At 59.7% G+C, this 15,489-nt stretch carries 15 protein-coding genes and 1 pseudogene; 5 read left to right on the top strand and 11 right to left on the bottom strand.

Features of this window, described 5'->3' with window-relative positions; translation table 11 throughout:
• Nucleotides 1-22: 22 nt before the first annotated feature.
• The 8 genes from ABLU67_RS09375 to ABLU67_RS09340 form a co-directional block, all read right to left on the bottom strand.
• Nucleotides 23-1,630, bottom strand: a complete 1,608-nt coding sequence (locus tag ABLU67_RS09375) for a cytosine permease (protein ID WP_025105908.1) — start codon at nucleotides 1,628-1,630, stop codon at nucleotides 23-25.
• Nucleotides 1,631-1,781: 151 nt separating this feature from the next.
• The gene (ureG, locus tag ABLU67_RS09370) at nucleotides 1,782-2,399 is read right to left on the bottom strand and encodes an urease accessory protein UreG (RefSeq protein ID WP_004105899.1); all 618 of its coding nucleotides are present in this window, start codon (nucleotides 2,397-2,399) and stop codon (nucleotides 1,782-1,784) included.
• Nucleotides 2,400-2,407: 8 nt separating this feature from the next.
• The gene (locus tag ABLU67_RS09365) at nucleotides 2,408-3,082 is read right to left on the bottom strand and encodes an urease accessory protein UreF (protein ID WP_014226895.1); all 675 of its coding nucleotides are present in this window, start codon (nucleotides 3,080-3,082) and stop codon (nucleotides 2,408-2,410) included.
• Nucleotides 3,083-3,556, bottom strand: a complete 474-nt coding sequence (gene ureE / locus ABLU67_RS09360) for an urease accessory protein UreE (protein WP_049079790.1) — start codon at nucleotides 3,554-3,556, stop codon at nucleotides 3,083-3,085. It abuts the gene before it with no gap.
• Nucleotides 3,557-3,565: 9 nt separating this feature from the next.
• The gene (gene ureC, locus ABLU67_RS09355; protein ID WP_014839580.1) at nucleotides 3,566-5,269 is read right to left on the bottom strand and encodes an urease subunit alpha; all 1,704 of its coding nucleotides are present in this window, start codon (nucleotides 5,267-5,269) and stop codon (nucleotides 3,566-3,568) included.
• Complete coding sequence (locus tag ABLU67_RS09350) at nucleotides 5,262-5,582, bottom strand: urease subunit beta (RefSeq protein WP_014226892.1); 321 nt, start codon at nucleotides 5,580-5,582, stop codon at nucleotides 5,262-5,264. Before ABLU67_RS09350 ends, ureC begins: the two co-directional genes overlap by 8 nt.
• Before the next feature lie 9 nt (nucleotides 5,583-5,591).
• Complete coding sequence (locus ABLU67_RS09345; protein WP_025105909.1) at nucleotides 5,592-5,894, bottom strand: urease subunit gamma; 303 nt, start codon at nucleotides 5,892-5,894, stop codon at nucleotides 5,592-5,594.
• A gap of 9 nt (nucleotides 5,895-5,903) precedes the next feature.
• Nucleotides 5,904-6,728 carry an urease accessory protein UreD gene (locus ABLU67_RS09340; RefSeq protein WP_064404266.1) on the bottom strand — a complete coding sequence of 275 codons (825 nt, stop codon included), beginning with the start codon at nucleotides 6,726-6,728 and terminating at the stop codon, nucleotides 5,904-5,906.
• Between ABLU67_RS09340 and ABLU67_RS09335 the strand changes: the two are divergent.
• A pseudogene (locus tag ABLU67_RS09335) lies at nucleotides 6,718-6,801 on the top strand (short-chain dehydrogenase); the annotation flags it as partial. The gene ABLU67_RS09340 and the pseudogene ABLU67_RS09335 sit on opposite strands and share 11 nt — an antisense overlap.
• Nucleotides 6,802-6,898: 97 nt before the next feature.
• Here ABLU67_RS09335 and plsY read toward each other — a convergent pair.
• Nucleotides 6,899-7,519: a glycerol-3-phosphate 1-O-acyltransferase PlsY gene (gene plsY, locus ABLU67_RS09330; RefSeq protein WP_004854283.1), complete on the bottom strand. Its 621-nt coding sequence runs from the start codon at nucleotides 7,517-7,519 to the stop codon at nucleotides 6,899-6,901.
• Between the two features lie 221 nt (nucleotides 7,520-7,740).
• Between plsY and folB the strand changes: the two genes are divergently transcribed.
• Both folB and bacA read left to right on the top strand, forming a co-directional pair.
• On the top strand, nucleotides 7,741-8,124 hold the full coding sequence (gene folB / locus ABLU67_RS09325) for a bifunctional dihydroneopterin aldolase/7,8-dihydroneopterin epimerase (protein WP_014226889.1): 384 nt from the start codon (nucleotides 7,741-7,743) through the stop codon (nucleotides 8,122-8,124).
• A 202-nt stretch (nucleotides 8,125-8,326) separates the two neighbouring features.
• Complete coding sequence (gene bacA / locus ABLU67_RS09320) at nucleotides 8,327-9,148, top strand: undecaprenyl-diphosphate phosphatase (protein WP_004854277.1); 822 nt, start codon at nucleotides 8,327-8,329, stop codon at nucleotides 9,146-9,148.
• 10 nt (nucleotides 9,149-9,158) lie between these two features.
• On the opposite strand, the gene ABLU67_RS09315 is transcribed toward bacA, so the two are convergent.
• Together ABLU67_RS09315 and ABLU67_RS09310 are read right to left on the bottom strand one after the other, a co-directional pair.
• Nucleotides 9,159-10,400, bottom strand: coding sequence for a multifunctional CCA addition/repair protein (locus tag ABLU67_RS09315; protein ID WP_348852270.1), 1,242 nt, complete (start codon nucleotides 10,398-10,400; stop codon nucleotides 9,159-9,161).
• A gap of 60 nt (nucleotides 10,401-10,460) precedes the next feature.
• Nucleotides 10,461-11,081: a TIGR04211 family SH3 domain-containing protein gene (locus ABLU67_RS09310; RefSeq protein WP_014226886.1), complete on the bottom strand. Its 621-nt coding sequence runs from the start codon at nucleotides 11,079-11,081 to the stop codon at nucleotides 10,461-10,463.
• Between the two features lie 214 nt (nucleotides 11,082-11,295).
• Here ABLU67_RS09310 and ABLU67_RS09305 point away from each other — a divergent pair, with 214 nt between their 5' ends.
• Both ABLU67_RS09305 and glnE read left to right on the top strand, forming a co-directional pair.
• Entirely contained in the window at nucleotides 11,296-12,594 is a 1,299-nt protein-coding gene (locus tag ABLU67_RS09305; protein WP_348852269.1) for an inorganic triphosphatase, read from the top strand.
• Nucleotides 12,595-12,617: 23 nt separating this feature from the next.
• Nucleotides 12,618-15,452, top strand: a complete 2,835-nt coding sequence (gene glnE / locus ABLU67_RS09300; protein WP_004854270.1) for a bifunctional [glutamate--ammonia ligase]-adenylyl-L-tyrosine phosphorylase/[glutamate--ammonia-ligase] adenylyltransferase — start codon at nucleotides 12,618-12,620, stop codon at nucleotides 15,450-15,452.
• Nucleotides 15,453-15,489 lie beyond the last annotated feature (37 nt).

The following is a 15,489-nucleotide window of genomic DNA, read 5'->3' as shown; positions in this document are numbered from 1 at the left end:
CCTGTCGGCCTGCCTTCGCGACTTATTCCATACTCTTACACAGCGAGCAAATCGCCCCCTGGTGCTTGTGCGAATGCATCACGTCAGGACGTTCGTACTCTTCCCGGCAGCTCAGGCAGCGGTAAACGGTGATCGACGCGTTACCCTGCGCATCGTAGCGCGGCTCGGCGATACCATCATCGTGCTGTTTAATGTAATAGCGCCCGCGGGTGGCGATCCCCATGACCGGCGTCATCACGAAAGCCACCGCCAGCGCAATCAGCGGCGAGAACGGCGCCAGCGTTTCGCCCAGCAGGCCGAAGAAGGCGCTAATCGAAAGGCCTGCCGCAAGGGCAAAAGAGACCACGCCTACCGGGTTGACGTTGTAGATCATCCCGCGGCGATACTCCGGCTGCGCCGGCGCCAGCTTCAGCACCCCTTTGTTGACGGTGATGTCGGTGGCGACCACCACCACCCAGGCGATGGCAAAGTTAGAATAGAAGCCGAGGATCCACGCCAGAGCGCTAAACATGTCGCCTTCCATCAGGGCAAGGGCAATCGTCAGGTTGACGATGACGAAAATAATCCGCCCCGGATAACGTTTGGTGGTGCGCGTCCAGGCGCTGGTCCACGCCAGAGAGCCGGAATAGGCGTTGGTGACGTTAATTTTAATCTGCGAGATAACCACCAGCACCACCGCGAGGGTGAGCGCCAGCCAGCCGGGGACCAGGTTATCGAAGACGCTGACGAACTGTTGCACCGGTTCGGTGTTGTGCACCGCCGGGAAGCGGGTCAGCAGATAGAAGCCGAGGAAAGCGCCGATAATCTGTTTAATCGCGCCTAATACGACCCAGCCCGGGCCGGCGGAGAACACCGCCAGCCACCAGCTTTTGCTGTTTTCCGCGGTCTTCGGCGGCATAAAGCGCAGATAGTCGATCTGCTCGCCAATCTGCATGATCAGCGACAGGCAGACCCCCGCGCCGAGCATAATGGCGGTTAAATCTACCGTTGAGGCGTTGTTTTTACCGGCGAAGTTCATAAAGCCGTCCACCAGATCCGGATCTTTGGCGATAAGCCACGCCACCGGAACCACCATCAGGACCAGCCACAGCGGTGTCGTCCAGACCTGAAGGCGAGTCAGCGCCTTCATGCCGTAGACCACCAGCGGCAAGACCATCAGCGTGGCGATGAGGTAGCCCATCCACAGCGGGATCCCCAGGCCCACCAGCAGCCCCTGCGCCATGATCGAGCCTTCAAGCGCGAAGAAGATAAAGGTAAATCCGGCGAAGATAATGCTGGTGATCACCGAACCAAAGTAGCCGAAACCGGCGCTGCGGGTGATCAGGTCGAGGTCGATGTTATAGCGCGCGGCGGTAATCGCCAGCGGAATACCGGTAAGAAAAATAACCAGCGCCGCCAGCAGGATCGCGTAAATCGCATTGGTGGTGCCCCAGGCCATGCCGATGCTGGCGCCGATAGAAAAGTCAGCCAGATAGGCGATGCCGCCCAATGCGGTCACCGCGACAACCCCCGGTCCCCAGCGGCGAAAGCTCAGCGGAGCATAGCGAAGGGTATAATCTTCCAGCGTTTCTTTGGAGCCGGAGGCACTGGTTTGCGCAGGTAAATCAGTTTTTATATCCAGTGATGACATAGTCATTCCTTAATGGTTAGGCATGACTGGAATTAGCAAACCTTATGCCACATCGCAGGGCAGGCGCTATCAGGGCTTCATGAAGGGGATGGTTAAAGAGAGGGCAGGGTATGCACCATCCCGACACCTCTGCGCCGGGATGGTGCAGGGGTTACTTGCCGAGCATGCCTTTGTCTTCGATAAAGGCGATGATATTTTGCAGGCCGTCGCCGCTTTTCAGGTTGGTGAAGCTCCACGGGCGTTCGCCGCGCATGCGCAGGGTATCGCGCTCCATCACTTCCAGAGACGCGCCCACGTACGGTGCAAGATCGGTTTTGTTGATCACCAGGAAGTCGGATTTGGTGATCCCCGGTCCGCCTTTGCGCGGGATTTTTTCCCCTTCCGCCACGTCGATGACGTAGATGGTGAGATCCGCCAGCTCCGGGCTGAAGGTGGCGCTCAGGTTATCGCCGCCGCTTTCTACAAAGATGAGATCGAGATTGCCGAATTTCTCGCTCAGCGCTTCCACCGCGGCAAGGTTCATCGACGCATCTTCCCGAATAGCGGTATGCGGGCAGCCGCCGGTTTCGACGCCGACAATTCGTTCAGGCTCCAGGGCGCCAGCCTCGGTGAGAATGCGCTGATCTTCTTTGGTGTAGATATCGTTGGTCACCACCGCCAGCTGCCAGGTGTCGCGCATGGCTTTGCAGAGGGCTTCCAGGAGCGCGGTTTTTCCGGAGCCGACCGGGCCGCCGACGCCGACGCGCAGCGGTTGCTTAATCATGTTCATACCTTCTCCTAAGAACGGAATAATCGGGAATACTGGGTTTCGTGCCGGGCGGAAGCGATAGCCGCAAGCGGCGTCGCCGAACCGATGGCGTCGTCCGGGGTCGCCAGGGCGCTGTCCATGTCCGCCGCGTAGCGGTCGCACAGGCGAAGAATCAACTGCTGGGCCGCCTGCTGGCCAAAGGGCACCAGCTTGACGCCCGCCATCACCGCGCTTTCAATCCAGCTATAGCCAAGGCTCAGGGCCAGGTCAGGAATGGCGATTTGCCAGCGTACGCCGAGCCACGCCATGCCGGTTAGCTGACTTTGCTGGCACAGCTTGCGCCACTCGGGCGGGCAGTCCGGCTGCCAGTCGGCCAGCAGCCGGGTGAAGGCCGCGCCGCGGTTGCGCTCTTCATCGCGCAGCTCGCGGGTTTCCCGGCAGGCGAGCAGATAAGCGGTCCAGCGCCGGGCGCAGGCCAGATCGCCCGCTTCGCAGGCCCGGTAGAGGCGGGCAAACAGCGGCAGGTCGACGGTAAAAAAGCTCTGCTCCATTTGGCGCAGCTGCCAGCGCTCAAAGGCGGCGGTATCCGCTACCCAGCCTGCTTCCACCGCCCACTCCAGCCCCTGGGACCAGCTGTAGCCGCCAACCGGGAGGCTGCTGCTGGCAAGCTGCATCAAGCGCAGACGTTTTTCCGGCGTCGGCATTTAGTGGCTGTGCTCACGATCGTGATGGTGGTGGTGATGGCCGTGCGATTCGCTGGCGTAGGCGCCGGCTTCAGGTTCAAACGGCAGATGCGCGAAATCCACGGCCAGGCCAAACTGGCGCAGCATATCGTCCAGGACGTGATCGTGATGATAGCGCAGCTCGCCGGGCATAATCTGTAGCGGCACGTGGCGATTGCCAAGGTGATAGCAGGCCTTCGCCAGCATAAAAGGATCGGCGCAGCGTACGACCGAAACGGCTTCATCAGCGGCGATCACTTCAATGAATTCGCTACCGTTTTCGTTACTGAGAATGTCGCCGCCGCGCAGCAGCAGACCGCGCGGCAGCAGCAGGCCCGCCTGACGGCCATCGTTAAGCGTGACTTTAATGCGGCTTTTTACCCGCACGTCAATCGGTAGGGTAACGCTGGTCGTGGCCTGCGCCGGGGTCTCCACCCGTTGGGTCAAATAAAGCATTTGCGCTCCTTAAAACAGGAAATAACGTTGCGCCATCGGTAACACATCCGCCGGTTCGCTGGTTATCAGTTCGCCGTCGATGCGCACCTCGTAGGTTTGCGAATCCACGGTAATAGTGGGCAGCAGGCCGTTGTGGTGCATATCGCCTTTTTGTACCGTGCGGCAGCCTTTAACCACCGCCGTCGCGCTGTGCAGGTTCAGCCGTTCAGCGACGCCGTTTTCCGCCGCCGCCTGCGACAGAAAGGTCAAACGGCAGCGGTGGCGAGCGCTGCCCAGCGCGCCGAACATCGGGCGATAGTGCACCGGCTGCGGCGTCGGGATAGAGGCGTTGATGTCGCCCATCGGCGCCATCGCGATCATGCCGCCTTTGACGATCGTCGCCGGCTTCACGCCGAAGAACGCCGGGGACCACAGCACCAGATCCGCCAGTTTACCCACTTCAATCGAACCGACTTCATGGGCGATACCGTGGGTTAACGCCGGATTAATGGTGTACTTGGCGATATAGCGCTTCACGCGGAAGTTGTCGTTATCGCCGCTCTCTTCCGCCAGCGGGCCGCGCTGGACCTTCATCCGGTGCGCTACCTGCCAGGTGCGCAACACCACTTCGCCGACGCGGCCCATCGCCTGTGAATCAGACGAGGTGAGGGAGAAGGCGCCCAGATCGTGCAGGACGTCTTCCGCGGCAATGGTTTCCCGCCGAATGCGCGATTCGGCAAACGCCACGTCCTCGGCGATATCCGGGTCGAGATGATGGCAAACCATCAGCATATCCAGATGTTCGTCAATGGTGTTGACGGTATAGGGCAGCGTCGGGTTGGTTGACGAGGGCAGAATATTGGGGTGCGCGCAGGCGGTAATAATATCCGGCGCATGGCCGCCGCCCGCCCCTTCGGTATGGAAAGTATGGATAGTGCGCCCGCCGATGGCCGCCAGGGTATCCTCAACGAATCCGGACTCATTGAGGGTGTCGCTGTGCAGCGCGACCTGCACGTCCATTTCGTCGGCCACCGTCAGCGCGCAGTCGATTGCCGCCGGGGTCGCGCCCCAGTCTTCGTGAATCTTCAGGCCGATAACCCCGGCCGCGACCTGCTCACGCAGCGCATCCGGATTCGAACCATTGCCTTTACCCAGCAGGCCAATATTGACCGGCAGGCTGTCCGCGGCCTGCAGCATCCGCGAGATGTACCACGGCCCGGGCGTGCAGGTCGTGGCGTTGGTGCCCGCCGCCGGGCCGGTCCCGCCGCCGATCATGGTGGTGACGCCGGAGACCAGCGCCTCTTCCGCCTGCTGCGGACAGATCCAGTGAATATGCGTATCGACGCCGCCGGCGGTGACGATCTTGCCTTCCGCCGCAATAATTTCCGTGGCCGCGCCGATCGGGATCGTGACGTTGGGCTGAATATCCGGGTTACCGGCTTTGCCGATCGCGAAGATCCGCCCGTCTTTGACGCCGATGTCGGCTTTGACGATCCCCCAGTAATCGACGATCAGGGCATTGGTCAGCACCAGATCCACACACCCGGCGGAAAGCATCTGTCCCTGGCCCATACCGTCGCGGATCACTTTGCCACCGCCGAATTTGACCTCTTCGCCGTAGGTGGTCAAATCATCTTCGACCTCGATCCACAGCTCGGTGTCCGCCAGGCGAACTTTATCGCCGGTGGTGGGGCCGAACATGTCGGCATAGGCCTGACGTGAAATGTCACTCATCGTTAGCCTCCAGCGCGCCCATAACGTCTCCGCGGAAACCGTACACCGCGCGGGTTCCGGCCAGCGCCACCAGCTCCACCTCGCGCTTTTGGCCAGGTTCGAAGCGCACTGCGGTGCCGGCGGCGATATTCAGGCGATAGCCGGTCGCCTGCTGGCGATCGAACTTCAGCGCCGGGTTGACCTCGGCGAAGTGGTAATGCGAGCCGACCTGAATCGGCCGATCGCCGTGATTTTCAACGATAATGCAGCAGGTGGCGCGGCCGACGTTAATCGCTATCTGGCCGGGTTTTACCTGATATTCTCCTGGGATCATCGCGCTACCTCAGATTATCGGGTTATGGACGGTAACCAGCTTCGAGCCGTCCGGGAAGGTGGCTTCGACCTGGATATCGGGGATCATTTCCGGCACGCCTTCCATGACCTGGTCGCGGCTCAGGACGTGGCGTCCTTCTTCCATCAGCGCCGCGACGCTTCTGCCATCGCGCGCGCCCTCCATAATAAAGGCGCTAATCAGGGCCACGGATTCGGGATAGTTGAGCTTCAGACCGCGGGCCAGGCGACGCTCCGCCACCAGCGCGGCGGTAAACAGCAACAGCTTGTCTTTTTCTCTGGGTGTCAGTTCCATAGCGTTCTCTTAAGTCAGCCAGATTCGGGGGAGTACCGGAGATTTGCCGGTCAGGTGCGGGCGCATAAATTGCCAGATATCGCGCATTGCCCGCTGGCAAAGCAGATTATCGTCACTTAGAAAGCGTACCGTCAGCAGGCCGTCGGTGAGCGTCGCGCCGGCGTAGTTTGCCAGCGGCGTAAGTTTTTCGCGTACGCCTTCGAGCAGCGTTTCGTTCGCCGGGTAGAACAGCATCGTTCCCACCCACGGCTGCTGCGCGACGCAGGCCAGCTGTCCATCGGCCAGGCTCAGGCGCTCAATCAGCAGCGGAGAGCTGTCGACCCACACCTCCAGGCGATTGGCGAGCGCGCCGTGGCTAAAGGCTTCGCCGATGACCGGCCGGCCAAGGCACAGCAGGTCCCACGCCAGCAGCGTGCTGGACGCGGCGAGATGAAAGGCGGTAGACAAAGCGGCGTTGGCGCCGGGAAAGAAGATCGCGTCCTGCGGCAGCCACTCGAGCGTTGAGTTTTCGGCCAGCGTCAGGGTTTGCTGAAGACGCGCCTGCGCGCCGCTGCTGCGATAGAACTTGCTGGCGCCGGGCATGGTGATCAGCGTGTGGCACCCGGGATCCATCGTCGCGCTAATGGTGAGCTCATCGCCGCCGACGATACCGCCGGGCGGATGAAGCAGATAGAGGTGGCAGGTCTCTTCTTCGGGATAAAACGGGCGCTGAACGGTGAGGGGACCGACATGACGACGGGAGGCGAGCGTGGTTTTCCCGCCGAGAAATTGAAACTGGAGGTCCAGCGAGGCCTGCCAGCCTTTTTTATTCTGTGGTAACACGGTGCCGTGCAATGTCGCGCCCCTGCAAAATCAAGATAAAACAGCAGCGAAGAGTATTGATCGGGGGCCAATCATCCCGGTCATATGAAAAGCTTATACCCGTCATACTTCGAGCCGCAGCCGCGTTGGTTCACCTTAATCACCTGGGGCTTACTTGCCGCGAAGTTGCGGCGCAGCAAAGGTTATTTCTGCTCCGGCGTTTTTTTCTTCTTTTTGAGCCGGGTCCAGATGCGGGTTTCCTGACGACGCCACAGACGCTGTATGTTGTCGTGATGGCGCAGCAGAATCAGGCATGACAGCATCGAAACCGGGAAAGTGTACTGCGGTTTGAACCACCAGACATAGAACGGAGCAATCAGCGCGCTCACGATAGCCCCCAGCGAGGAGTAGCCGCTGAGCAGAATCGTCAGCAGCCAGGTTCCGGCCATCACGCCGGTGAGATCCCAGCCGATAGGAGCAATGGCGCCGAAAGCGGTGGCCACGCCTTTACCGCCGCGAAAGTTAAAAAATACCGGCCAGATATGGCCCACGCAGGCGGCGATCGCCACCAGGCCGAGCCAGAACGGCGTCAGGCCTAACGCCCACGCGCCCCAGACCGGCAGCATGCCTTTCAGTACGTCAAAAATAAGCACCGCTACGGCTGCGCCCTTGCCGCCAATTCGCAGGACGTTCGTCGCCCCTGGATTGCCGGAGCCGCTGTCGCGAGGATCGGGAAGACCAGCGAGGCGGCAAACGAGAATGGCGCTGGAGATTGAGCCGCAGAGGTAGGCGAGGATAACCAGTCCAGGCGCGATTGCACTCATCAGCTGTTCCATTTTGAAAGTGTCGTTTTATCCCCTGCGCACTGCGCGTTGTCCGCGCATTGGCTCGCCGGGACCCATAGCGACGCTATGCTCCTGGAGCCTTGCCGCGTCGCTGTCTTCCTGCAACGCAAATTATTTAGGGGATGTCTTTGCATCTGTGGATAATACGCATAATTGGCCGGAAGTGGTATCCGGTTTAGCCAAAAAGCAGGCAGGTCGTGATGGATATTGTATTTATAGAGCAACTTTCGGTAATCACCACAATTGGTGTTTACGACTGGGAACAGACCATCGAACAGAAGCTGGTGTTCGATATCGAAATGGCGTGGGATAACCGCAAAGCGGCGGCCAGCGATGATGTCAGCGATTGTCTCAGCTATGCTGATATCAGCGAGCTGGTAATCAGCCACGTCGAAGGCGGGCGTTTTGCGCTGGTGGAACGCGTGGCGGAAGAAATTGCCGACCTGCTGCTGGAAAAGTTTCAATCTCCATGGGTACGTATTAAAGTCAGCAAACCTGGGGCGGTAGCCCGGGCGGCTAACGTCGGCGTCATTATTGAACGTGGCCTTAATCTGAAACAAAACTTTTCAGGTCATACTCGTTAAACAAATTGCGTTTATACCGGTCATAGAATCCGGCCATCAGGCTATTTTCTTTGCCGTTTTGCCCTGTGACAGCGCTCGAAATCCTTGCGTACAACCTGTACGCTCACTTTTCTGCGCGCTGTCTGTGGCCAAATAAGCACGCCTGATAGCTCGGTTCTTCGTTCCTGGTTTTTTCATTTTACTTTTTAAAGGGTTTAATTGGATGAGCGATATACACTCGCTGCTGATAGCGGCAATATTGGGTGTGGTTGAGGGTTTGACAGAATTTTTACCTGTCTCCAGTACTGGTCATATGATTATTGTCGGTCATCTGCTGGGTTTTGAAGGCGATACCGCGAATACGTTTGAAGTCGTCATTCAGCTTGGTTCCATTCTGGCCGTTGTGGTGATGTTCTGGCGCCGCCTGTTTGGTCTTATCGGCATTCATTTTGGCAAAAAGCCCGAGCATGAAGGCCAGGGCAGCGGTCGCCTGTCGCTTATCCATATTCTTTTGGGGATGATCCCGGCGGTGGTGCTGGGGCTGATTTTCCACGATACCATCAAGTCGCTGTTTAACCCGATAAACGTGATGTATGCGCTGATTGTGGGCGGCGTGCTGCTGATCGCGGCGGAGGTGCTGAAGCCGAAACAGCCGCGCGCGGTGGGCATTGATGATATGACCTATCGTCAGGCGTTCGTCATCGGCTGCTTCCAGTGTCTGGCGCTGTGGCCGGGCTTCTCGCGTTCCGGGGCGACTATTTCCGGCGGGATGCTGATGGGCGTCAGCCGCTATGCGGCCTCTGAGTTCTCGTTCCTGCTGGCGGTGCCGATGATGATGGGCGCAACCGTACTGGATATGTACAAGAGCATTGGCTTCCTGAACGCCGGCGATATTCCGATGTTTGCCGTCGGTTTTATCACGGCGTTTATCGTCGCGCTGATTGCGATTAAAACCTTCCTGCAGCTGATTAAACGTATTTCGTTTATCCCGTTCGCCATCTACCGCTTTATCGTTGCGGCAGCGGTCTACGTGGTCTTCTTCTAAGCGCCCGCCCTCAGTCCCGCGGCTGAGGGCAACGCTTTTCTTTCCAGCGAGCGACGGCCTGAATCCGCCGACGCGTCAGCTCTTCACGAATTTCAACGCCCTGAAAACCTTCCGCCACCACCTCTTTAGTTGAAACCGACCGGGCAACGTCCCAGGCTTCCAGCAGCAGGCGACCCTGCGGATAATCGCAGGCTTCAAAGCCGGTGCGCCCGCGCACGTCGGCCTCGCTGGTTAACGCGATTTGCCTGACACGGTGCGGCTTGCGCCAGGCGTCGATATTATCGAACAGCTTGACCAGCATTTTCGGCTGCAGGATGGGCAGGGTATGAATCAGATCGTGAAATTCGGCGACCAGTTTTGCCAGGTCGCGCAGCTCGTTTGGCACCCGCAAACGGGCGCAGAGCTGCTCGACCAGCTTAACGCCAGCCGGACCGTGACCATGATGGCGCGGCCAGAGCGCTTTCGGCGTCAGCCCTTTCCCGAGGTCGTGGCATAGGGTGGCAAAACGGACATCCACTTCGGGCGAGAGCATCGCCGCCATGGTGACGGTCATCAGCGTGTGCAGGCCAGTGTCGATTTCCGGGTGCCATTTAGCCGGGGCCGGTACGCCATAAAGAGCGTCGACTTCCGGGAACAGCACCTTGAGCGCGCGGCAGTCGCGTAATGTCTGGAAGAAGACCTGCGGATTGCGGGTAGATAGGGCGCTTTCCGTCTCTTTCCACACCCGCTCGGGCGTGAGGTGCGCCAGCTCGCCAGCATCGGCCATCGCCCGCATCAGCGCCATGGTTTCATCGGCGATACGGAACCCCAGATGCGCGTAGCGGGCGGCAAAACGCGCCACGCGCAGGACGCGTAGCGGGTCCTCGCTAAAGGCGGGCGAGACGTGGCGCAGCAGGCGCTGGCGTAAATCAGCCTGGCCGCCGTAGGGATCGATAATCTGGCCGTCGGCGTCCTGGGCCAGCGCGTTGATCGTCAGATCGCGGCGCAGCAGGTCTTGCTCAAGGGTGACGTCAGCGGCGGCATAGCAGGTAAAGCCGGTGTAGCCGGAGCCGGACTTGCGCTCGGTGCGCGCCAGCGCATACTCTTCGCGGCTTTGCGGATGCAGGAACACGGGAAAATCACGGCCTACCTGCTGGTAGCCCGCGTCGAGAAGTTGCTGAGGCGTGGCGCCAACCACGACCCAATCTTTGTCTTTAACCGGTAGCCTTAATAACGCATCTCGTACTGCACCACCGACCAGATAAACCTTCACGCCTCACTCTCCCGTCTTTATTTTCTTACGATGATACGTAAGTCTGGCAGAGAAGACGAATTAGTTCATCCAGCGGTCTTTGCGTTTGCGGCTCGGTACCAGGTGCGGCAACACCAGTCCGAGGATCAGGCCGACGCCCAGCACGCCGCCGCCGTACATAAACCACTGCATGATAATGGTGCGCTGTTTGTCATCAAGCTGCAGATTTGCGGCGTTTACCTTTTTCTGCGCGACAACCAGCTCATTTTTCAGCTTTTGGTTCTCTTCTTTCAGACCGTTTATCACGGCGTCGCTACCGGCGACTTTCTTCTGCATGTCCGCCGTGCGCTGATTCCAGGTGGTGTCGATGTTGTTGAGTTTGTCGGTCAGGGTTTTGACCTGGTTTTCCAGATCCGGCACGCGGGTGCGCAGGCTGGGCTCGTTGCTAAGCTCTTTCAAGGGGATCCAGGCGGTACGGCCGCTGTTGTCGCGTACCTGAGCATAGTTCGTGCTGTCGTTGGTTTGCAGCACCGCGACTTCTTCACCGGCGTTGATGGTGCCCACGAGACGATAGTTATCGCCCGGACCGCTGCGCACCCAGGTATTCAGTTCATCTGAAACGTAACGTTTTTCTTCCGCGTGGACCGCCGTGGCGGCGCTCAGCGCCAGCAAAGTCAATGTAATAAGGCGTAATTTTGGCATCAGGTCATCGTTTGGTCATAAAAAGTTGAACGATAGTAGTGGCATCGCCGAAGCGACGCAAAGTTTTCCGCCACAATCGGAATCATCCAGGAGGTGGCCCGGCAAAATGCGCATTGCATGGCGATTCGCCGCAAAATACTATTTACTGACAAGAAATATCGTTGTTAGTTCGCCGCAATTTCCCGGCACAGCATATAAGCGGAAGAATTCAGTCATGGCTCAAGAAATCGAATTAAAGTTTATCGTCGCTCAGGATGGCGTTGACGCGCTGCGTCAGCACCTCGACGCGCTGGAGGCAAAGCATACGCCAGCGGGTCAATTGCTGAATATTTACTATGAAACGGCGGATAACTGGCTGCGCCGCCACGACATGGGGCTGCGCATTCGCGGCGACCAGGGGCGCTATGAAATGACGCTGAAAATCGCCGGGCGCGTCGTCGGCGGCCTGCATCAGCGTCCGGAATACAACATTCCGCTGGACACCCCGGAGCTGGCGCTGGCGAAACTGCCGGCTGAGGTCTGGCCGCAGGGGGAACTGCCGGCGGCGCTCGCACAGAACGTACAGCCGCTTTTCAGCACCGATTTTGAGCGTGAAAGATGGGTGGTCAAAGAAGGCGACAGCGAAATTGAAATCGCGCTTGATCGCGGCGAAGTTAAAGCCGGCGAGCATCAGGAACCGATTTGTGAACTGGAGCTGGAACTGCTGTCCGGTACTACCCAGGACATTCTGACCCTTGCCCGTCGCCTGCTGGATACCGGCGTACTGCGTCAGGGCAGCCTGAGCAAGGCGGCGCGCGGTTATCATCTGGCGCAGGGCAATGAAGAACGTCCGCTGACCGCGTTAACGATCCTTCGCGTCGCGCCGAAGGCCAGCGTCGAGCAGGGTCTGGAAGCAGCGCTGGAAAGCGCGCTGGCGCACTGGCTGTATCATGATGAACTCCTCAATCGCGGCAATACAAAAGCGAAAGCGGAGATTTTGCACGCTATCGCCCGCGTGCGGCACGCGCTGGTGCTGTTTGGCGGTATTGTCCCGCGCAAGGCCACCACGCTGCTGCGTGAGCGTCTGAGCGAAGCTGAGGCGGCGCTGGCGGAGGCCGAAACCGCCCAGGCGGCGCTTTTCAGCGTGGCGACCGTCAGAGCCAAGCTGACGCTGACCGATCTGCTGATAAACCGCGGCTGGCGTCCCTTCCTGAACGCAGCCGGAGAGCAGAAAATTGCCGGTTCGTTTAAACGCTTCGCGGATATTCAGCTCTCCAGAGCGGCGGCGGAGCTGAAAAACGCCTTCCGCCAGCCGTCCGCTGACGGTTATGTCGATCAGCTTCCGCGCCTGACCCGTGAAATTGACACCGTTCAGCTGCTATCCGGCGCTTATATCGACGCTGCCGCGCCGTGGCTGGAAAACTGGCAAGAAACCCGCCGGGCGATTGCGCATAACGACAGCAGCGTTATCGAATATTTTCGTCGCCAGGCGCTGGCCGCGGAGCCGTTCTGGCTGCATAGTGGAAAACGATAATTTCAGGCCAGGGAGCCCCTAAGATGCCGCTTTCTTCGCAATTACAGCAGCACTGGCAGACGGTCGCAGGCCGGCTACCAGCGGATTTTCCCGTATCGACGTTGAGCGATCGGGCGCAATCGGTCATGGCCTTTAGCGATTTCGTCGAACAGAGTCTGATCGCGCAGCCGCAGTGGCTGGCGGAGCTTGAAAGTGCGCCCCCCGAGGCGCAGGAGTGGCATCACTATGCCGACTGGCTGCAGGTTCGCCTGGCCGAGGTTAATGATGAAGCCGCGCTGATGCGCGAGCTGCGCCAGTTTCGCCGTCGGATCATGGTGCGTATCGCCTGGGCCCAGGCGCTATCGCTGGTCAGCGAAGAGAGCAGCCTGCAGCAGCTAAGCGCGCTGGCGGAGACCTTAATCGTCGCCGCGCGCGACTGGCTATACGCCGCCTGCTGCCGTGAATGGGGCACTCCGTGTAATGCTGAAGGTACGCCGCAGCCGCTGCTGATCCTCGGGATGGGCAAGCTCGGCGGCGGCGAGCTGAATTTCTCCTCCGACATCGATCTGATTTTCGCCTGGCCGGAGCATGGCGCCACGCGCGGCGGCCGTCGCGAGCTGGACAACGCCCAGTTTTTTACCCGCCTCGGGCAGCGCCTGATTAAGGTGCTGGATCAGCCCACCCAGGATGGCTTTGTCTACCGCGTTGATATGCGCCTGCGCCCGTTTGGCGACAGCGGCCCGCTGGTGCTGAGCTTTGCCGCGCTGGAGGATTATTACCAGGAGCAGGGGCGCGACTGGGAGCGCTACGCGATGGTGAAAGCGCGAATCATGGGCGATAACGATGGCGTTTACGCCAGCGAGCTGCGCGCCATGCTGCGGCCGTTTGTCTTCCGCCGCTATATTGATTTCAGCGTGATTCAGTCTCTGCGTAACATGAAGGGAATGATCGCCCGTGAGGTGCGCCGTCGGGGACTGAAGGACAATATCAAGCTCGGCGCGGGCGGCATCCGCGAAGTGGAGTTTATCGTCCAGGTTTTCCAGCTGATTCGCGGCGGACGCGAACCGATGCTGCAACAGCGGGCTTTGCTGCCGACGCTGGCCGCCATCGAAGAGCTGCACCTGCTGCCGGAAGGGGATGCGCAGAGGCTGCGCGAAGCCTATCTGTTTTTGCGTCGCCTGGAAAACCTGCTGCAAAGCATCAACGACGAGCAGACGCAAACCCTGCCGCAGGATGAACTTAATCGCGCCCGGCTGGCCTGGGGGATGGGGGCTGCCGACTGGGATACGCTCAGCGCGCGGCTGGCGGAGCAGATGGCCAACGTGCGGCGCGTGTTTAATGAATTGATCGGCGACGATGAAACCCAGTCGCCGGATGAACAGCTTGAAGAGTACTGGCGCGAACTGTGGCAGGACGCGCTGCAGGAGGATGATACCAGCCCGGCGCTGGCGCATCTCGCCGACAGCGATCGCCGCAGCGTGCTGGCGCTGATCGCCGATTTTCGTAAAGAGCTGGACCGGCGCACGATTGGCCCGCGCGGCCGTCAGGTACTCGACCAGCTCATGCCGCATCTGCTCAGCGAAATCTGCTCGCGCGCGGATGCCCCGGTGCCGCTGGCGCGCATTACGCCGCTGCTCACCGGGATTGTCACCCGCACAACCTATCTGGAGCTGCTGAGCGAATTCCCCGGCGCGTTAAAGCACCTGATTAGCCTGTGCGCGGCATCGCCGATGGTCGCCAGCCAGCTGGCTCGCCATCCGCTGCTGCTGGACGAGCTGCTGGACCCGAATACGCTTTATCAGCCAACGGCCACCGATGCCTATCGCGATGAACTGCGCCAGTATCTGCTGCGCGTACCGGAAGATGATGAAGAGCAGCAGCTGGAGGCGCTACGCCAGTTTAAGCAGGCGCAGCTGCTGCATATCGCCGCGGCCGATATCGCCGGAACTCTGCCGGTGATGAAAGTGAGCGATCACTTAACCTGGCTGGCGGAGGCGATGATTGACGCGGTGGTCCAGCAGGCCTGGCTGCAGATGGTGGCCCGCTACGGGCAGCCGACGCACCTGCACGATCGCCAGGGGCGCGGTTTTGCGGTGGTTGGCTACGGTAAGCTGGGGGGCTGGGAGCTGGGCTACAGTTCCGATCTCGATCTGGTGTTCCTCCACGATTGTCCGATGGAGGTGATGACCGACGGCGAGCGCGAAATCGACGGTCGTCAGTTTTATCTGCGGCTGGCGCAGCGCATCATGCATCTTTTCAGCACTCGCACCTCGTCGGGCATTCTGTACGAAGTGGACGCTCGCTTACGTCCTTCTGGTGCGGCGGGCATGCTGGTGACCACCGCCGATGCCTTTGCTGATTATCAACAAAATGAGGCATGGACCTGGGAGCATCAGGCGCTGGTTCGCGCCCGCGTAGTGTATGGCGATCCTGAGCTACAGGCGCGCTTTGACGCCATTCGTCGGGATATTCTTACTACCCCGCGAGAAGGCGAAAAACTGCAGACCGAAGTGCGGGAAATGCGCGAAAAAATGCGCGCTCACCTGGGGAATAAGCATCACGATCGCTTTGATATTAAAGCCGATGCCGGGGGTATCACGGATATTGAATTTATTACCCAGTATCTGGTCCTACGCTATGCCAGTGATAAACCGAAGCTCACGCGCTGGTCCGATAACGTCCGTATTCTGGAACTGCTGGCGCAGAACGACATTATGGACGAAGCAGAGGCGAGGGCGTTAACTCACGCTTACACCACGCTGCGCGATGCGCTCCATCACCTGGCGCTGCAGGAGCAGCCGGGGAACGTGGCGCCAGAAGCGTTTAGCCAGGAGCGTGAACAGGTCAGCGCCAGCTGGCAGAAGTGGTTGATGGCTTAACTAAAAAACCGGGTGTGCTATTATCGCGCGCAAAGTT

The organism is Klebsiella sp. GN_Kp190, assembly GCF_040061795.1.
Lineage (GTDB): Bacteria > Pseudomonadota > Gammaproteobacteria > Enterobacterales > Enterobacteriaceae > Klebsiella > Klebsiella michiganensis.
Note: the sequence above shows the minus strand (reverse complement) of the source record. Positions and strands in the feature narration are given on the sequence as shown.